Annotated in this window: 14 protein-coding genes; 1 reads left to right on the top strand and 13 read right to left on the bottom strand. The window is 73.5% G+C overall.

Going from position 1 to position 17,514, the window contains the following annotated elements:
• Positions 1-48: 48 nt before the first annotated feature.
• From BGP79_RS03165 to pyrR, 13 genes are all read right to left on the bottom strand, one after another.
• Entirely contained in the window at positions 49-2,277 is a 2,229-nt protein-coding gene (locus BGP79_RS03165; RefSeq protein ID WP_076693147.1) for a hypothetical protein, read from the bottom strand.
• Positions 2,278-2,558: 281 nt separating this feature from the next.
• A complete protein-coding gene (metK, locus tag BGP79_RS03160) occupies positions 2,559-3,758 on the bottom strand; it encodes a methionine adenosyltransferase (protein WP_076693146.1) in 1,200 nt (399 codons plus the stop codon).
• Positions 3,755-5,005 carry a bifunctional phosphopantothenoylcysteine decarboxylase/phosphopantothenate--cysteine ligase CoaBC gene (coaBC, locus tag BGP79_RS03155; RefSeq protein ID WP_076693145.1) on the bottom strand — a complete coding sequence of 417 codons (1,251 nt, stop codon included), beginning with the start codon at positions 5,003-5,005 and terminating at the stop codon, positions 3,755-3,757. Before coaBC ends, metK begins: the two co-directional genes overlap by 4 nt.
• A gap of 13 nt (positions 5,006-5,018) precedes the next feature.
• Complete coding sequence (gene rpoZ, locus BGP79_RS03150) at positions 5,019-5,342, bottom strand: DNA-directed RNA polymerase subunit omega (protein ID WP_076693144.1); 324 nt, start codon at positions 5,340-5,342, stop codon at positions 5,019-5,021.
• Positions 5,343-5,439: 97 nt separating this feature from the next.
• Positions 5,440-5,988 carry a guanylate kinase gene (gene gmk / locus BGP79_RS03145; RefSeq protein WP_076693331.1) on the bottom strand — a complete coding sequence of 183 codons (549 nt, stop codon included), beginning with the start codon at positions 5,986-5,988 and terminating at the stop codon, positions 5,440-5,442.
• A 201-nt stretch (positions 5,989-6,189) separates the two neighbouring features.
• A complete protein-coding gene (mihF, locus tag BGP79_RS03140) occupies positions 6,190-6,507 on the bottom strand; it encodes an integration host factor, actinobacterial type (RefSeq protein WP_076693143.1) in 318 nt (105 codons plus the stop codon).
• Between the two features lie 245 nt (positions 6,508-6,752).
• Complete coding sequence (pyrF, locus tag BGP79_RS03135; RefSeq protein ID WP_076693330.1) at positions 6,753-7,646, bottom strand: orotidine-5'-phosphate decarboxylase; 894 nt, start codon at positions 7,644-7,646, stop codon at positions 6,753-6,755.
• A 52-nt stretch (positions 7,647-7,698) separates the two neighbouring features.
• On the bottom strand, positions 7,699-11,091 hold the full coding sequence (gene carB / locus BGP79_RS03130; RefSeq protein WP_076693142.1) for a carbamoyl-phosphate synthase large subunit: 3,393 nt from the start codon (positions 11,089-11,091) through the stop codon (positions 7,699-7,701).
• Positions 11,091-12,338 (bottom strand): glutamine-hydrolyzing carbamoyl-phosphate synthase small subunit, encoded by a 1,248-nt coding sequence (carA, locus tag BGP79_RS03125; protein WP_076693141.1) that lies wholly within the window; start codon positions 12,336-12,338, stop codon positions 11,091-11,093. The genes carB and carA overlap by 1 nt, the downstream gene beginning before the upstream one ends.
• The gene (locus BGP79_RS03120) at positions 12,335-12,967 is read right to left on the bottom strand and encodes a hypothetical protein (protein WP_076693140.1); all 633 of its coding nucleotides are present in this window, start codon (positions 12,965-12,967) and stop codon (positions 12,335-12,337) included. The genes carA and BGP79_RS03120 overlap by 4 nt, the downstream gene beginning before the upstream one ends.
• Positions 12,964-14,340, bottom strand: a complete 1,377-nt coding sequence (locus tag BGP79_RS03115) for a dihydroorotase (protein ID WP_369800149.1) — start codon at positions 14,338-14,340, stop codon at positions 12,964-12,966. The genes BGP79_RS03120 and BGP79_RS03115 overlap by 4 nt, the downstream gene beginning before the upstream one ends.
• A complete protein-coding gene (locus BGP79_RS03110) occupies positions 14,337-15,491 on the bottom strand; it encodes an aspartate carbamoyltransferase catalytic subunit (protein WP_076693139.1) in 1,155 nt (384 codons plus the stop codon). Before BGP79_RS03110 ends, BGP79_RS03115 begins: the two co-directional genes overlap by 4 nt.
• Positions 15,488-16,090 carry a bifunctional pyr operon transcriptional regulator/uracil phosphoribosyltransferase PyrR gene (gene pyrR / locus BGP79_RS03105; RefSeq protein WP_076693138.1) on the bottom strand — a complete coding sequence of 201 codons (603 nt, stop codon included), beginning with the start codon at positions 16,088-16,090 and terminating at the stop codon, positions 15,488-15,490. Before pyrR ends, BGP79_RS03110 begins: the two co-directional genes overlap by 4 nt.
• A 92-nt stretch (positions 16,091-16,182) precedes the next feature.
• Here pyrR and BGP79_RS03100 point away from each other — a divergent pair, with 92 nt between their 5' ends.
• Positions 16,183-17,505, top strand: coding sequence for a PrsW family intramembrane metalloprotease (locus BGP79_RS03100; protein ID WP_076693137.1), 1,323 nt, complete (start codon positions 16,183-16,185; stop codon positions 17,503-17,505).
• Positions 17,506-17,514 lie beyond the last annotated feature (9 nt).

Genomic DNA, 17,514 nt, shown 5'->3' with positions numbered 1-17,514 from the left:
AACCACGGCCGACGGACGCCAGGAGCCGAGCTCGCCGACCGAGCGCCATCAGACCAGGTCGAGGCCGTCCAGACGCAGGTGCGCGGGGGCGTCCCGCTTGCCGGCCCACTGCCGGGCCCGGGAGGCCTTGAGTGCGGCGGCGACGACCGCCCCGTGCCGGTAGGAGAAGAAGACGAGCGCTCGCTCCTCGCGCTCCCCCGGCTCGGTTCCGACCGCCGGCGCGGGTCCCGGAGTCGAACCGACGAACGGCACCGGGCCGATCACCCGGCAGTCCTCCGGCAGGTCGGCTCGTTCGACCAGGTCCCGCACCGAGTCCGGGGTGCCGGTGACGGCGGCGACGCGGACGGCCGGGGGCAGTGACAGCTCCCGCCGCAGCGCGTACTCCCGCTCGGCGAACCCGGCCGGATCCCACCGCACCAGCGCGGCGACGGCGGCGGACTCCCCCGCCGTGACCACCACGACACCTCCGTCGGCGGCGCCCCGGACCAGTCCGGCCGCGCCGAACCAGCGCCGCACGGTCTCCTCCGCGGCCCGCAGCGACTCGCGTTCGAGCATCGCGTCACCGTCGAGCAGTAGGGCGGCCGCGTACCCGCCGGCCGCGACCGGTTCCGCGCCCGAGGTCGCGACGACGAGGGCGGGCTCGTCCGGCACTTCCGTGCGGATGTGGTCGCCGGACGAGGAGATGACCGGGACCTGCGGGAACGCACGCCCCAGTTCGTCGGCGGTGCGCAGCGCTCCCACGGCGATCATCCGCAGGGCGGTGGCGCCGCACACGGGGCACGCGTAGGCCGGGGCGCTGCGATGACACCACCGGCACACCGGCGGCGCGTGCCGACCGGCCACCGCGAGCGGGCCCGAGCAGTGGGGGCAGCGCGCCGGCTGGCGGCACCGCTGACAGGACAGCGCGGGAGCGTAGCCGGTCCGCGCCACCTGCACGAGCACGGGGCCCCGGGTCAGTGCGGCGCGTGCCGTCTCGTGGGCGAGCTGCGGGAGCCGGGCAACCCGGGCGAGGGGGTCACGCGCGGACTGGACACTGTCGGCGGTGCTGACGACGCGCGGGGCGGTCCGCCGGCGGGTGGCCCGGTCCGGGCTCAGCGGCTGCGCCCACCCGGTGGCGACCAGACGCTCGGCCTCGGTGCTCCGCCCGGATCCGGCCAGCAGGACGCCGGCACCGGCCCGGTCGGCCCGCAGCAGCAGCACCTCGCGGCTGTGCTGGTACGGCGCCCGCGGTTCGACGTGCAAGTCGTCGCCGTCGTCCCACAGGCACAGCAGGCCGAGATCGCGCACGGGCGCCCAGGCGGCGGACCGGGTGCCGATCGCCACGCGGGCGGTCCCGAAGCGCAGGGCCAGGTAGTTGCGGTACCGGGGCGTCGGGCCGTCGTCGGCGCTGAGCCGGACGACCGCACCGGCGGGCAGCCGGTCGGCCAGGGCGGTCTCCAGTCGGGCAAGGTCACGCAGGTCGGGGACGACGGCCACCGCGCTGCGGCCCGACGCGTGACAGGCGACGATCGCGGCGGCCAGCAGCTCCGGCCAGGCGTGGGGCCCGTGACCGGGGGCGGCGTCCAGGACGGCTCGCGGCGAACCGCCGGCCCGCACATGGTCCAGGAAGGCCGCACCGTGCGGATAGGGCGCGAAGGCCGGGTCCGGTGCGCCGCCGTCGGGCCTCTGCGATGCGACGCCGGGCGCCGTATCGGGCTGCGCGGCGGACTCTGCCGCGTCACCGGCATGTCTGCTGCTCGCGTCCGGGTCCGTCGTCGCGCTCGCGCCGCTGTCGCCGACGCGGCCGAGGGCGCTCTCGTCGCCGCTGGACCAGCGCAGGAGCTCGTCGGGCACGTCCAGGGCCTTCTCGACGGCGGCGACGCGGGACGGGACGGCGGCGCGCAGCACGTCCCAGGTGACCCCGGCGTAGCGGGCGGCGACGTCCCGGGCGAGCTCGAGCACCTCGGTGGTGAGGACGGGGACGGACGAGTCGACCCGCTGCAGCTCGGCGAGCCGTCCGCTCGGGTCGGGCTCGCGGACCCGGTCCACCACGAACCCGGAGCGGACCCGGCCCGAGAAGCGCACGGTGACGCGGCAACCGACGGTGACCGTCTCGCTCATCGCGGCGGGGATGCGGTAGTCGAAGGGTCGGTCCAGGTGCGGCAGCGGGCTGTCCACCACGACGCGGGCGATGTCGACCGGCTCGGCGACCGGTTCCGGCGCCGCCGTCCCGCGGGCGGGAGGAAGGTCGAGCAGCGCCGCCTGGCCGGAGTCCTCCTCCGGCGTGAATGCCGCCATCGAATGCTCCTTCCTGTGCGCCGCCTCGATCCGTGCGGTCCGCGACCGGTCGTCGTCGGACCGCCGCGTCAGTGTGTCGTCGTCAGCCAGTCGTCGTCAGCCAGTCGTCGTCAGCCGATGCACGTCGACGGGACCGATCGGCTCCCGGAACCGACACCGCACGCCCGGCACCGCACGCCCGGCGTCGAACGACGCGTGGACCGATCAGGATCAGTCCAGCATCGACCACCGACAGAACCGCTGGCGAGTCCGGTGCGCCGGACCCGACCGCCACACGCCGATCAGAGGCCGGCGGCGCTCCGCAGCGCGTCGGCGCGGTCGGTCAGCTCCCACGTGAAGCCCGGCTCCTCGCGGCCGAAGTGGCCGTGCGCGGCGGTACGGGCGTAGATCGGCCGCTTGAGGTCGAGGTCGCGGATGATCGCGAGCGGGCGCAGGTCGAACACGTCCTTGATGGCGCGCGTGATCCGGTCCGGGTCCGTCTTCTCGGTGCCGAACGTCTCGACGTACAGACCGACGGGGTGCGCCTGCCCGATCGCGTAGGCGACCTGGATCTCGGCCCGCGCCGCGAGTCCGGCGGCCACGACGTTCTTCGCGACCCAGCGCATGGCGTAGGCGGCGGAGCGGTCGACCTTCGACGGGTCCTTGCCGGAGAACGCGCCGCCGCCGTGGCGGGCCATCCCGCCGTAGGTGTCGACGATGATCTTGCGGCCGGTCAGACCGGCGTCGCCCACCGGGCCGCCGATCACGAACGGGCCGCCGGGGTTGATGATGTGCTTCGTGGCCGAGACGTCCAGCCCGGACGAGGCGAGCACCGGCTCGATGACCGCGGCGGTGATGTCCGCCTTCAGCTGCGCCTGGGAGTAGTCGCCCTCGTGCTGGGTGGAGACGACGACGGTGTCGACGGAGACCGGGGTCAGCCCGTCGTATCCGATGGTCACCTGGGTCTTGCCGTCCGGACGCAGCTGCGGCAGATCGCCGCTGGTGCGCGCGTTCGTGAGCCGCTCGGAGAGCCGGTGCGCGAGCCAGATCGGCATCGGCATCAGGACGGGCGTCTCCTCGCTGGCATAGCCGAACATCAGCCCCTGGTCGCCGGCGCCCTGCCGGTCCAGGTCGTCGACGTCCCGGCCCTCGCGCACCTCGAGCGACGTGGTCACGCCGCCGGAGATGTCCGGGGACTGCTCGCCGATGGAGACGGAGACACCGCAGTTGGCGCCGTCGAACCCCTTGTCGGAGGAGTCGTACCCGATGCGCAGGATGGTGTCGCGCACGATGCGCGGGATCTCCACGTATCCCGACGTGGTCACCTCGCCGGCGACGTGCACGAGGCCCGTGGTGACCATGGTCTCGACGGCGACGCGGGAGTCCGGATCGGCGGCGAGCAGGCCGTCGAGGATCGAGTCGCTGATCTGGTCGCAGATCTTGTCCGGGTGCCCGTTGGTCACGGACTCGGAGGTGAACAGGCGCAGATCGGAGGAGGTCACCTGCCCACTGTACTGGCTGGGATCCTTGCGAAAGTGCCCACGAGGAACACGGCGACATCATCCTTCGTACCGGTCGCCTCGGCCGTGTTCCCGTCCGGGGTGACGACGTGGACGGCGGTGCTGTCCTGCCCGAACACGGCGCCACCGGTGACCTCGTTGAGCACCAGCGCGTCGCACCCCTTGCGGGCCAGTTTGGCTCGGGCGAACTCGAGCGCGGTGTGCGTGTCGTCCCCGGTCTCGGCGGCGAATCCGACGATCACCTGGCCCGGCCGTGCTCGGTTCGCGGAGATCTCGGCGAGGATGTCCGGCGTCCGGGTCAGTTCGATGACGGGGTCGGTCCCGTCGTCGCTCTTCTTGATCTTGTGGGTCGCGAGGCTGCGCGGACGGAAGTCGGCGACGGCGGCGGCCATCACGACGAGGTCGGCGTCCGGCGTGGCGGCCAGCACCGCGTCGTGCAGCTGATCGGTGGTCTCGACCGTGACGAGGTCGACGCCGTCGGGCGCCTCGACCTGCAGGTTCGCACCGATCAGGGTGACGTGGGCACCGGCGTCCCGGGCGGCGCACGCGAGGGCGACGCCCTGCTTGCCGCTGGAGCGGTTGCCGAGGTAGCGGACCGGGTCCAGGGGTTCCCGGGTGCCCCCGGCGGTGATGAGGACGCGCCGGCCGGAGAGGACGCCGTCGGCCACAGCATCGCGGGCGGGCACGGGGCGCTCGGTGGAATCGGGCGCCACGAGGGCGATAGCGGCGGCGTGGATGTCGGGCGGGTCCGGCAGCCGGCCGGGACCGCTGTCGCAGCCGGTCAGCCGGCCCACGGCCGGATCGAGGACGTGCGCCCCCCGCGACCGCAGCGTGGCGACGTTGGCCACCGTGGCGGGGTGCTGCCACATCTGGGTGTGCATCGCGGGCACGAACAGCACCGGACACGTGGCGACCAGCAGCGTGTTGGTCAGCAGGTCGTCGGCCAGGCCGTGGGCGGCCCGGGCGAGCAGGTCCGCGGTGGCGGGGGCGACGACGACGAGGTCCGCCTCGTGCCCGAGGCGGACGTGATTGACCTGCTCGACGTCCTCGAAGACGTCCCGCGGCGCGGGACGGCCGGAGAGAGCCTCCCAGGTGGCGGCGCCGACGAAGTTGAGCGACGCGGTGGTGGGCAGGACGGTGACGTCGTGCCCCTCCTCGGTGAAGAGTCGCAGCAGCAGGGCGCTCTTGTAGGCGGCGACCCCGCCGCCGACGCCGAGGACGACCTTCACGCGCCGCCCCGGGTCACGCGGTGGGGTGGGTGTCGCCGAAGACGTCCGCGTCGTCCAGGGCGGAGGCGGCGTCCTGCACGGCCTCCGGGTCGACGGCCTTGCGCTCGAGCATGCCCCCGTCGATCTCACGCAGCGCGATGGACAGCGGCTTCTCGTTCAGCCGGGTCTCGACCAGCGGGCCGACGTACTCGAAGAGGCCCTCGTGCAGCTGCGCGTAGTAGGCGTTGATCTGGCGGGCACGCTTCGCACCGTAGATGACGAGCGCGTACTTGGAGTCGGTCGTCTCCAGCAGCGAGTCGATCGACGGGGAAATGATGCCTTCGGCGTGAGTGGTCACGGAATTCGTCTCCAGGTGTCGGGGTCACGGTCCGCCGGATGGGCCGGTGGCCGAGGATCGCGGGGCAGAACCGGTGGGCTGGGTCGGCAGGTGACGGTCAGCGGGCGGGCAGCCCCATCAGGCTGACGAGCTCCGCGGCGGCCCGCTCGACCCGGTCGTTGACCACCGTGTGGTCGAACTCGGGTTCTGCAGCGAGCTCCATTCTAGCGGTCTCGAGCCGGTGCTGCTGTTCCTCGGGCGTCTCCGTGCCGCGTCCGATCAGTCGGCGCACCATCTCGTCCCACGTCGGCGGCGCCAGGAAGACGAACGAGGCCTCCGGCATGGCGTCGCGCACCTGCCGGGCGCCCTGCAGGTCGATCTCCAGCAGCACGCTGCGCCCCTCGGCCATGGCCGCCTCGACCGCCGGGCGTGGCGTGCCGTACCGGTGCCGGCCGTGTACCACCGCCCACTCGAGCATCTGGCCGGTGGCGACCAGCTCGTCGAACCGTTCGGGCGTGAGGAAGAAGTAGTGCACGCCGTCCTGCTCGCCGGGCCGCGGTGCCCGGGTGGTGGCCGAGACGGAGAGCCAGACCTGCGGGAAGTGGTCCCGGATGTACGTGGAGACGGTGCCCTTCCCGACGGCGGTCGGACCGGCGAGGACGGTCAGGCGTGGCGTGCCGTCCTCGCCGGTCCCCGCGCGGTACTCGTCCCGGACCGCGGTCCGGTCGGTCCCCGGCGTCGCCGGTTCCGTGCTCGTCGCCGTCGGGAAGTCGTCGCTCACGATGCTGGGGCCCTTGTCCGGGCGCCGCCACCGGAGCAGGCGGAGCCCTGTGCGTCGTGGGACGCCCGCACCGACGGCCGGCGATCCCTAGTGAGTGGTGAGGTAGTCGATCAGGGCCTTGCGCTGGTGGACGCCGAGGCCCCGGATGCGACGGGACGGCGAGATGCCGACCTCGGCCATGATAGCCGCCGACCGTTTCTTGCCGACGCCGGGCAGGGACTCCAGCATCTCGCTGACCTTCATCCGGCCGATCGCCTCGTCGGCGGACCCGGAGTCGATCACGGAGGCGACCGAGGAGTTGCCCGTCTTCAGTCGTGTTTTGGCGTCGGCCCGCACGGTCCTCGCCGCGGTCGCCTTGTCCCGGGCACGCGCCCGCTCGTCGGTGGTCAACGGTTTCAGAGCCACGATTCTCTCCCGTACACGGTCCCGGCCGCCGGGACCGGCCTCGCGGGCCGACCGGCGCGCCTGGTGAATGGTCGAAACTAGCTCCGTGTCCCGGTTCCGCGAGTGCACCGGTCCACGGATGGAAGGCCCCCCATGTCGCGTCGTGCACGTAGTGTAACCCCCGCTCGCAGCCGAGAACAGGAGCAGGCTCAGCACCGTGCCCGCAGGTCAGCGCGGGAACGGCGGGAGTCGGTCGGGCGCGACGGTCAGGGCCGTCCGGCCAGCGTCCGCAGGTCCTCGGCGGTCCGATCGACCGCCGCTCGGACGGCCGTGACGTCCGGTCCCGCGGCGAGGATCTGACGGCTGGAGGACACCAGGGCCGCCGGGACGGCGGACCCGAACGTGGCGGCGACCTCGGCGACGCCCGCACCCTGCGCCCCGTAGCCGGGGACGAGGAAGGGACCGGCGACGGCGGTCAGGTCGATGCCCAGGCGCGCGATGGCCTCCGCGCCGACGGTCGCGCCGACGACGAGCCCCACGGGACCCCACCCGTCGGCGGACCGGCGGGCGGCGTTCTCGTCCGCCGCGGCCACGCAGATCCGCGCGGCCACCGACCCGCCGTCCCCGTCGTCGCCCGCGTGCTGGACGCCGGCGCCCTCCGGGTTCGAGGTCAGCGCGAGCACGAACACGCCGCGGCCGGTCACCGCGGCCAGGTCCAGGGCCGGGCGCATCGACTCGAAGCCCAGGTACGGGGAGAGCGTCACCGCGTCGGCGGCCAGCGGGGAGCCGTCGGCCAGCCAGGCCTGTGCGTACGCGGCCATGGTCGAACCGATGTCCCCGCGCTTGGCGTCGGCGATGGTGAGCACGTCGGCGTCCGCGGCGGCCGCGAGCAGCCGTTCGAGCACGGCCAGGCCGGCGGACCCGTGCCGCTCGAACAGGGCCACCTGGGGCTTGATCGCGGCGCACCGGCCGGCGGCGGCCTCGAGCACGGTGCGGGAGAACCGCTCCAGGCCCGCGGCGTCGTCGTCCAGGTCCCACGCGCTCAGCAACCCCGGGTGGGGGTCGATGCCCACGCACAGCGGACCGCGCAGTGCCATGGCCCGCTGCAGTCGCGGACCGAAGCCCAGCACGGCGGCCGCAACCGGACCCGTGCCGGGCAGCGGCTCGGGGACCGGCTCCGGGATGAGCGGCGACGCCGGCCCGGGGACCGGGTCAGGCACGGGCCGGCTCCTGAGCCGCGGCCGCACCAGAATCGGCACCGCCGGCCGTGGCCCGGGTCTCGGCGTCGCGCGCCGCGGCCAGCCGCGCCGCGTGCTCCTGCAGGCTGGCGACCGACCAGGTGTAGGTGCGCTGCGCCTCGATCGCCTGCACCGCGGCACCGAGCTCGGCCAGGGTCGTGATGACCGGGATCCCGGTGGAGGTGGCGGCGGCGCGGATCTCGTAGCCGTCCTCGCGGGCCGCTCCCCCGGTCGGCGTGTTGACCACGAGGTCGACGCCGCCGGTGGTGATCAGGTCGCCGATGGTCGGGGTGCCGGCCTCATCGGCGCCACCCTCCTTGCCGCCGATCTTCCGCACGGTCTCGGCCTTGATGCCGTTGCGGCGCAGCACCTCCGCGGTCCCCTCCGTCGCGAGCAGGGTGAAGCCGAGGTCCGCGAGCCGCTTGACCGGCATCACCATCGCCCGCTTGTCGCGGTTGGCGATGGACACGAACGCCGTGCCCTCCGACGGCAGCGCGTTGTTGGCCGCGGCCTGGCTCTTGGCGAAGGCGGTGTCGAAGTACGCGTCGATGCCCATCACCTCGCCCGTGGAGCGCATCTCGGGCCCGAGCAGGGAGTCGACGACGGTGCCCTCCGGTGTGCGGAACCGGCTGAACGGCAGCACCGCCTCCTTGACGGCGAACGGCGCGGCGAGCGGCAGCGCGGAGCCGTCGCCCTCGGCCGGCAGCAGCGCCGGACGTCCGGTGTCCGCGGCGCCGGCCCGAAGGTCGGCGATGGTCGCGCCGGTGCCGATCAGGGCCGCGGCCTTGGCCAGCTGCACCCCGGTCGCCTTCGAGACGAACGGCACGGTCCGGGACGCCCGGGGGTTGGCCTCGAGCACGTACAGCACGTCGGAGGCGAGGGCGAACTGGATGTTGATCAGCCCGCGGACGCCGACCCCATCGGCGATCGCCCGGGTCGCGGTGCGCACCCGGTCGATGACGTCGGAGCCCAGGGTGATCGGCGGGAGCACGCACGCGGAGTCGCCGGAGTGGATGCCGGCCTCCTCGATGTGCTCCATGATCCCGCCGACGTACAGGTCGGTGCCGTCGAACAGGGCGTCGACGTCGATCTCGATGGCATCCTCGAGGAACCGGTCGATCAGCGCCGGGTGGTCCTCGGTGATCTCCGTCGCGTGGGCGATGTAGCGGGCCAGGCCGGCCTCGTCGTACACGATCTCCATCCCGCGGCCGCCGAGCACGTACGAGGGCCGGACCAGCACGGGGTAGCCGATCTCGTCGGCGATCGACTTCGCGTCCTCGAAGCTGACGGCCGTGCCGTTCTTCGGGGCGGTCAGCCCGGCCGCGTCGAGCACCCGGGAGAACACGCCGCGGTGCTCGGCCGCCTCGATCGCCTCCGGCGGGGTGCCGAGGATCGGCACGCCCGCGGCCTGCAGCTGCTCGGCGAGCTTGAGCGGGGTCTGCCCGCCCAGCTGCACGAACACGCCGAGCAGGCCGCCGGTGCGGCGCTCGGCCGCGATCACCTCGAGCACGTCCTCGAACGTCAGCGGCTCGAAGTACAGGCGGGAGGAGATGTCGTAGTCCGTGGACACGGTCTCGGGATTGCAGTTGATCATCACCGTGTCGATGCCGGCCTCGCCGAGCACGAGGGAGGCGTGCACGCACGAGTAGTCGAACTCGATGCCCTGCCCGATCCGGTTCGGCCCGGAGCCGAGGATGATGACGGACGGCTTCGCGTGCGGCGCGATCTCGTCCTCCTCGTCGTACGCGGAGTAGTGGTACGGCGTGTAGGCGGCGAACTCGGCGGCGCAGGTGTCCACGGTCTTGAACACCGGACGGATCCCCAGTGCGTGCCGGATGCCACGGATCACGGCCTCCGACTGGTGGGTCAGCGTGCCGAGCTGGGCGTCGGAGAAACCGTGCTGCTTGGCGTGGCGCAACAGCTCCGGCGTCAGGCCGTCCGCCTCGCGGACCTCGGTGGCGACCTCGTTGAGCAACACGATCTGGTCGAGGAACCACGGGTCGATCGCCGTGGTCTGATACAGCTCCTCGATGCTCGCGCCGGCGAGCAGGGCGCGCTGCACCTGGTGGATGCGCGCCGTCGTCGGGCTCGCGGCCCCCGCGAGGGCCGCCTCCTTCTCCCCCGCCGCGGGCGGCCGGAAGTCGAAGGAGGAGCCGGTCTGCTCGAGCGAGCGCATCGCCTTCTGCAGCGCTTCGGTGAAGTTCCGTCCGATCGCCATCGCCTCGCCGACGGACTTCATCGTGGTGGTCAGGGTCGGGTCCGCGGCCGGGAACTTCTCGAACGCGAAACGCGGCACCTTGACGACGACGTAGTCCAGGGTCGGCTCGAACGACGCCGGGGTCTCCCGGGTGATGTCGTTGCGGATCTCGTCCAGGGTGTAGCCGACGGCCAGCTTCGTGGCGATCTTGGCGATCGGGAAGCCGGTGGCCTTGGACGCCAGCGCGGAGGACCGGGACACCCGCGGGTTCATCTCGATCACGACGACGCGGCCGGTGGACGGCTCGATCGCGAACTGGATGTTGCAGCCGCCGGTGTCGACGCCCACCTCGCGGATCACCGCGATGGAGACGTCGCGCAGCTTCTGGTACTCGCGGTCGGTCAGCGTCAGCGCCGGGGCGACGGTGATCGAGTCGCCCGTGTGGACGCCGACGGGGTCGAGATTCTCGATGGAGCAGACCACGACGACGTTGTCGTTGCGGTCGCGCATCATCTCCAGCTCGTACTCCTTCCAGCCGAGGATGGACTCCTCCAGGAGCACCTCGGAGGTCGGGCTGTACTGGATGCCGGCCCCGGCGATGCGGCGCAGGTCCGCCGCGTCGTAGGCGATGCCCGAGCCGAGGCCGCCCATGGTGAAGGAGGGCCGGACGACGACGGGGTACTTCAGGTCCTCGACGGCGGCGAAGGCCTCGTCCAGGCTGTGCACGATCGACGAGCGGGCCGACTCGGCGCCGCAGCGTGCGACGACTCCCTTGAACGCCTCGCGGTCCTCGCCGAGGTTGATCGCCTCGACGTTCGCGCCGATCAGCTCGACGCCGTACTTCTCCAGCACGCCGTTGCCGTCGAGGGCGATCGCGGTGTTCAGCGCGGTCTGCCCGCCCAGGGTCGGCAGCAGCGCGTCGGGCCGCTCCTTGGCGATGATCTTCTCGACCACCTCCGGGGTGATCGGCTCGACGTACGTGGCGTCGGCCAGCTCCGGGTCCGTCATGATCGTCGCCGGGTTGGAGTTGACGAGGATGACCCGCAGGCCCTCCTCCTTGAGCACGCGCAGCGCCTGGGTGCCCGAATAGTCGAATTCGGCCGCCTGCCCGATGACGATCGGCCCGGAGCCGATCACCATGACCGAGGTGAGGTCGTCGCGTCTGGGCATCAGTGGGAGTCCTCCGTGGTGGCGTGGGCGTGGGGCAGATCCGGTTGCGAGTCGCCGGTGCGGGCGGGGTCGTCGGCCGTGTCGGCGCCGGTGACCTCCTGGCCTTCCTTCGACGCCTCCATCAACGCCACGAACCGGTCGAACAGGTACGCGGCGTCGTGCGGGCCGGCGGCGGCCTCGGGGTGGTACTGGACCGAGAACGCGGGGATGTCCAGGCAGCGCAGGCCCTCGACGACGTCGTCGTTGAGGCACACGTGGCTGACCTCGACCCGGCCGTAGTCGCCCGCGGGAGCGGGCACGGGCCCGTCGAGCGGGGCGTCGACGGCGAAGCCGTGGTTCTGGGAGGTGATCTCGACCTTGCCGGTGCTGCGGTCCATCACCGGCTGGTTGATGCCGCGGTGCCCGAACCGGAGCTTGTAGGTGCCGAAGCCGAGCGCCCGGCCGAGCAGCTGGTTGCCGAAGCAGATGCCGAAGAACGGGATCCGGGCGTCCAGCACGCGACGCAGCAGGGCCACCTGGTCGTCCGCGGTGGCGGGATCGCCGGGGCCGTTGGAGTAGAACACCCCGTCCGGGGCCAACTCCTGCAGCTGCTCCCACGTGGTGGTGGCGGGGAGTACGTGCACCCGCACGCCGCGCTCGGCGAACCGGTGCGGGGTCATGGCCTTGATGCCGAGGTCGACGGCGGCGAGGGTGAACCGGACCGGGCCGTCCCAGCCGTGGTCGGCGGGCTCGATGACCTCGGCCTCGCTGACCGAGACGCTCTCGGCCAGGCGGGCGCCGGTCATCCGCGGGCTCTCGGCCACGGCGGCGGCGAGCTCGGCGACGGGCCGCTCGGCGGCCGGGCCGGAGAAAATACCGCCGCGCATCGAGCCGGCGTCGCGCAGGTGGCGGGTCAGGGCGCGGGTGTCGATGCCGGCGATGCCGACGATGCCCTGCCGGACCAGCTCGTCGTCGAGGGAGGACTCGCTGCGCCAGTTGGACGGGCGGCGGGCCGGGTCGCGGACGATGTAGCCGGCGACCTGGATGCGCACGGACTCGGCGTCCTGCCCGTTGACGCCGGTGTTGCCGATGTGCGGTGCGGTCTGCACCACGAGCTGGCCGGCATAGGACGGGTCGGTGATGGTCTCCTGGTAGCCGGTCATGCCGGTGGCGAAGACGGCCTCGCCGAGCGCCTGCCCGACGGCGCCGTACGAGCGGCCCCGGAAGGTGCGCCCGTCCTCGAGGATCAGGATGGCGGGTGTGGTCATGCGGAGGGTCCCCTGGTTCCGTTGGTGGGGTCGGTGGGATCGGTGGGGTGGTCGGCGTCCGGGGTGGTGCCGGCGGTGCCGCTGGAGCCGGCTTCGCCGGCAGTCGGCTCGGCGTCGGGCACGCCCCCGGGCGCCTCGCGTCGTCGCACGCCGGGCAGGGTGAGCAGCGCGTCGATCAGGGCCGTCTGCTCCCCCGCGTGACGGACGCGGAAGCCGGTGTCGACGCGGCGCGGGCCGAGCCGCCAGGTGAGCACGAGCAGTCCGTCACGCTCGACGAACTTGCCCGCCATGCCGGAGGTGGTGGTCACGGACTCGAGGTCGGCGGCGGGGATGACGACGTCGTCGGCACCCCGGCGGGCGATCAGCACGCCCCCGGGGTGGACGGTCAGTTCCCCGGCGGTGCGCACGCCGAGGCCGTGCACGGCGACCCGGTCGAGCCAGTCACCGGCGCTGGTCGTGACCACGTACATGCCCGCCGCCCCGGCCAGCGACGCGCCCAGATCGGCGGTCGTCATCGGCGCGGGTAGGTCGCCCTGCCGGGCCTGCCGGGCGCGCCAGCCGCGGCGCATCAGGGCGAAGACGACGAGCACCAACGCGATCAGCGCGATGACGGCGATGGCGCGGGTCATCGGGTGCCTCCGGCGCTCGCCGGGCTGGTCGACGGGCTGGTCAGCGAGCTGTTCAGCTCGCCGTCGAGCACGGTCGGGTGGCCGGCGAGGAACGTGGCGATCACCCGGCCGGGCAGCTCGCGACCGGCGAAGGGATTGTTCCGGCCCTTGGTGGCCATCGCGGCCGGATCGATCACGCGGCGCGCGGCCGGATCGACGAGGGTCACGTTCGCCCGCTCCCCGACCACGAGGCTGCCGCCCTGCCACGGCAGCTGCCCGATCCGGGCCGGGGTCTGGGACATGATCCGGGCGACGCCGGCCCAGTCCAGCATGCCGGTCTCGACCAGGGCCTCCTGGACGACGGAGAGCGCGGTCTCCAGCCCGGTCATGCCCATCGCGGCCTCCGCCCACTCGCACTCCTTCGCCTGGGCGGGGTGCGGCGCGTGGTCGGTGCCGATGACGTCGATCGTGCCGTCGGCGACCGCCGCCCGCAGCGCGGCCACGTCCTCGGCGGTGCGCAGCGGCGGGTTGACCTTGAAGACGGGGTCGTACCCGGTGACGGCCTCGTCGGTGAGCATGAGGTGGTGCGGGGTGACCTCGGCGGTGACGGCGATGCCCCGCTGCTTGGCCCAGCGGATCAGCTCGACGCTGCCGGCGGTGGAGACGTGACACACGTGCAGCCGGGAGCCGACGTGCTCGGTGAGCAGCACGTCGCGGGCGATGATCGCCTCCTCCGCGACGGCGGGCCAGCCGGTCAGCCCGAGGGTCGCGGAGACGGCGCCCTCGTTCATCTGGGCGCCCTCCGTGAGCCGCGGTTCCTGGGCGTGCTGGGCGACGACGCCGCCGAAGGCCTTGACGTACTCGAGGGCCCGGCGCATCAGCACGGGGTCGTGCACGCACATGCCGTCGTCGGAGAACACCCGGACCCGGGCACGGGAGTCGGCCATCGCGCCGAGCTCCGCGAGCCGGGCACCGCCCAGGCCCACGGTGACCGCGCCGACGGGCCGCACCTCGGTCCAGCCGGCGTCCCGGCCGAGCGTGAACACCTGCTCGACGACGCCGGCGGTGTCCGCCACCGGGTCCGAGTTGGCCATGGCGTGCACCGCGGTGAAACCGCCGGCCGCCGCGGCGCGGGAGCCGGTGAGGACGGTCTCGGCGTCCTCGCGGCCGGGCTCGCGCAGGTGGGTGTGCAGGTCCACGAAGCCGGGCAGCGCGACCAGCCCGTCGGCGTCGATGACGGTGGCACCGGCCGCCGACGGGGTGCCGGTCCCGGTGATGACCCCGTCCTCGATCAGCAGGTCGGTGCGGTCGCGGCCGAGCAGGCGGGCGCCGCGGACGAGATAGCGGCCGGAGCCGGCGGGCAGGGCACTGGCGTCGTTGACGGAGTCGGTCACGGCATCCTCACAGCATCGGAAGCGGAATCGGTGGCCCGGTCGGGAACCGAGCCGAGCGCGGGGTCGGCGGCGCCGGCCGCGCGGGGTCCGGTAGCGGTGTCCGCCCCGGCGGTCGCCCTGTCCGGCCCTCCGGGGGTCGCACTGTCCGGCCCTCCGGGGGTCGCACTGTCCGGCCCGCCGGCGAGCAGGTGGTAGAGCACGGCCATCCGCACGGAGACGCCGTTGCGGACCTGGGCGAGCACGGTGGACCGGGGCGAGTCGGCGGCCTCGGCGGCGATCTCCAGGCCCCGGTTCATCGGACCGGGGTGCATGATGATCGTCTCGGCAGCGGCACTGCCGCCGGCCCGTTCGCCGGCGGCGTCGACCGCGGCCAGCCGCGCGGCGTCGAAGCCCCAGCGGCGGGCGTACTCGCGGGCCGTCGGGAAGAACGCGGCGTGCATCCGCTCGGCCTGGACCCGGAGCATCATGACGGCGTCGACGCCCTCGGCGAGCACCTCGTCCAGGTCGTAGCTGATCCGGGCCGGCCAGCCGACCGCCCCCACGGGCAGCAGCGTCGGCGGCGCGACGAGGGTGACGTCGGCGCCGAGGGTGGTCAGCAGCCACAGGTTGGAGCGGGCGACCCGGGAGTGCAGCACGTCCCCGACGATCGCGACGCGCATCCCGGCCAGATCGGTGCCCGCGGGGTCGGTGCCGGCGACGGCGGCGCGGTGCCGGCGCAGCGTGAACGCGTCCAGCAGCGCCTGCGTGGGGTGTTCGTGGGTGCCGTCCCCGGCGTTGACGACGCCCGCGTCGATCCAGCCGGACCGGGCGAGCTGCTCGGCGGCGCCGGAGGAGGCGTGCCGGATGACGACGGCGTCGGCGCCCATCGCCTCCAGGGTCTGGGCGGTGTCCTTGAGCGATTCGCCCTTGGACACCGAGGAGCCCTTCGCGGCGAAGTTGATGACGTCCGCGCTCAGCCGCTTGGCGGCGGCCTCGAACGAGATCCGCGTGCGGGTCGAGTCCTCGAAGAAGAGGTTGACCACGGTGCGCCCGCGCAGCACGGGCAGCTTCTTGACCTCCCGCTGCTCCACCTCGGACATCCGCTCGGCGGTGTCCAGCAGCGCGATCGCGGTGGCGCGGGACAGGCCCGCGGTGCTCAGCAGGTGCTTCATCCCTCGATCACCACCTCGTCGACCGCGGAGCCGGCGCCGTCGAAGTTCGCTCCCGACGCGCCGTCGGTCTCGGTGAGTCGCACCCGGACCCGCTCGGCGGAGGAGGTGGGCAGGTTCTTGCCCACGTGATCCGCGCGGATGGGCAGTTCGCGGTGCCCGCGGTCGACGAGCACGGCGAGGCGGATGATCCGCGGCCGGCCGAGATCGGCGAGGGCGTCGAGGGCGGCACGGATGGTGCGGCCCGAGTAGAGCACGTCGTCGACGAGGACGACGACCTTGTCGTCGATGCCGGCGGGCGGCAGCGTCGTGGCGTGGGGGGTGCGGGTGGGGTGGCGGCGCAGGTCGTCACGGAACATGGTGACGTCGAGCTGGCCGACGATGGCGTCCGGGTCGACGCCGGGCTCGGTGGCCGCGATGCGCGCGGCGAGCCGGCGGGCCAGGGGGTGACCACGGCGGGGAATGCCGAGGAGGATGAGATCGTCCGCCCCCTTGTTCCCCTCGATGATCTCGTGGGCGATCCGGGTCAACGCCCGGTCGATGTCCGGGGCGGACAGGACCACCCGGGTCCTCGTCCGGCTCCCGTTCGGGGGCACACTCATCCGCTGCCTCCTCCTTCCCCGCCTCACAGGACGGTCATTAAAGGGTGGGTGCGGCGTCAACGCTACCACGGTGGCGCCCCTATTCTGGGGGGATGACGACCCCGGGCGGGCGGCCGGACCGCACCTACGATCCCTACGACCAGCAGCCCTTCGGGACCGGTCCGGGCGCCTCGTCCGGAGCACCCGGCGGCGCTCCGTCCGAGCGGCAGGACCCGGCGTGGACGGCCCCGGCCTGGCGGTCCCCGACGCGTCCGCAGTCCTCCCCCGCCCCCCGTCGGCCCGAGGCGGTCGCGCCCCTGTGGCAGGCCCCCGCGAAGCCCCGCCGCGGAGTGGCCGGCACCGTCGTGCTGGTGCTGCTGTTCGTCTTCCTGGCCGGTGCCGCCGTCGGCGTCTCGATGCTGCTGGTCTCCCGGCTGGGCGCGACGGCGTTCGTGATCTGCTGGGTGCTCGCGCTGGTGCCCCTGTCGATCGTGCTGCTCGCCGTGCGCTGGCTGGACCGCTGGGAGCCGGAGCCGTTCGTGACGAAGGCGTTCGCGTTCCTGTGGGGGGCGGCCGGCTCGATCGTCGTGACGATCACGCTCGGCGAGCCGGTGCGCCGGTATCTGAGCGCCGCGACCGACCCGACGACGTCGGAGGTGCTCGGCACCGTGCTGCAGGCCCCGGTCGTGGAGGAGTTCGCCAAGGGGCTCGGCGTGCTGCTGCTCGTCCTGCTGCGCCGCCGGTACGTGGACGGGCCGGTGGACGGCGTCGTCTACGCGATGCTCGTGGCCGCGGGCTTCGCCTTCACCGAGAACATCCTCTACTTCGGGTCCACCCTCGCGCAGGCGGGAGTGATCGACGGGTCCCTGGCGGCCATCTTCATCGGCCGCGGCCTGCTCTCCCCGTTCGCGCACACGATGTTCACCGCCTGCCTCGGCTTCGCCCTGGGCTGGGCATCCCGCCGTCGCGGCGTCCTGCCGGTGCTGCTGGCGTTCGTCCTCGGCCTGATCCCGGCCGTCGCCCTGCACGCCCTCTGGAACGGCGGGGCGACCCTGGCGGGCAGCTTCATCGGCTTCTACGTCATGATCGAGGTGCCGCTGTTCGTGCTCGGCATCGTCGGCGTCGTGCTGCTGGGCCGCGGCGAGGTGCGGCTGACCCGGGCGCGGCTGGCGGACTACGTGGCGGCCGGGTGGTTCACCCCGGCCGAGGTGCAGATGCTCGCGACGCCGGCCGGCCGTCGTCAGGCGATGGCCTGGGCGGGCGCGCGCGGGGCACGGGCCCCGATGAAGCGGTTCGTCCGGGACGCCACGGCGCTGGCGTTCACCCGGCAGCGGATCGTCGCCGGCGTCGACCGGGGCGGTCAGCAGGACGAGGAGCTCCGCCTCCTGCACGCGGTCACCGCGGCCCGCGGCGAGGTGCTCGCCACGGTCCGGTGACCGGGCGCG

Origin of the sequence: Tersicoccus sp. Bi-70 (assembly GCF_001968825.1) — a bacterium.
Classification (GTDB): Bacteria; Actinomycetota; Actinomycetes; order Actinomycetales; family Micrococcaceae; genus Tersicoccus.
The sequence above is the reverse complement of the archived record's forward strand: the minus strand, read 5'-3'. Positions and strand labels throughout refer to the sequence as shown.

Bases quoted from the DNA above. Each gene is read 5' to 3' on its own strand.
- BGP79_RS03120 (WP_076693140.1), bottom strand. From the start codon at position 12,967: ATGACCCGCGCCATCGCCGTCATCGCGCTGATCGCGTTGGTGCTCGTC.
- carA (WP_076693141.1), bottom strand. From the start codon at position 12,338: ATGACCACACCCGCCATCCTGATCCTCGAGGACGGGCGCACCTTCCGG.
- carB (WP_076693142.1), bottom strand. From the start codon at position 11,091: ATGCCCAGACGCGACGACCTCACCTCGGTCATGGTGATCGGCTCCGGG.
- BGP79_RS03110 (WP_076693139.1), bottom strand. From the start codon at position 15,491: ATGAAGCACCTGCTGAGCACCGCGGGCCTGTCCCGCGCCACCGCGATC.
- BGP79_RS03100 (WP_076693137.1), top strand. From the start codon at position 16,183: ATGACGACCCCGGGCGGGCGGCCGGACCGCACCTACGATCCCTACGAC.
- pyrR (WP_076693138.1), bottom strand. From the start codon at position 16,090: ATGAGTGTGCCCCCGAACGGGAGCCGGACGAGGACCCGGGTGGTCCTG.
- BGP79_RS03165 (WP_076693147.1), bottom strand. From the start codon at position 2,277: ATGGCGGCATTCACGCCGGAGGAGGACTCCGGCCAGGCGGCGCTGCTC.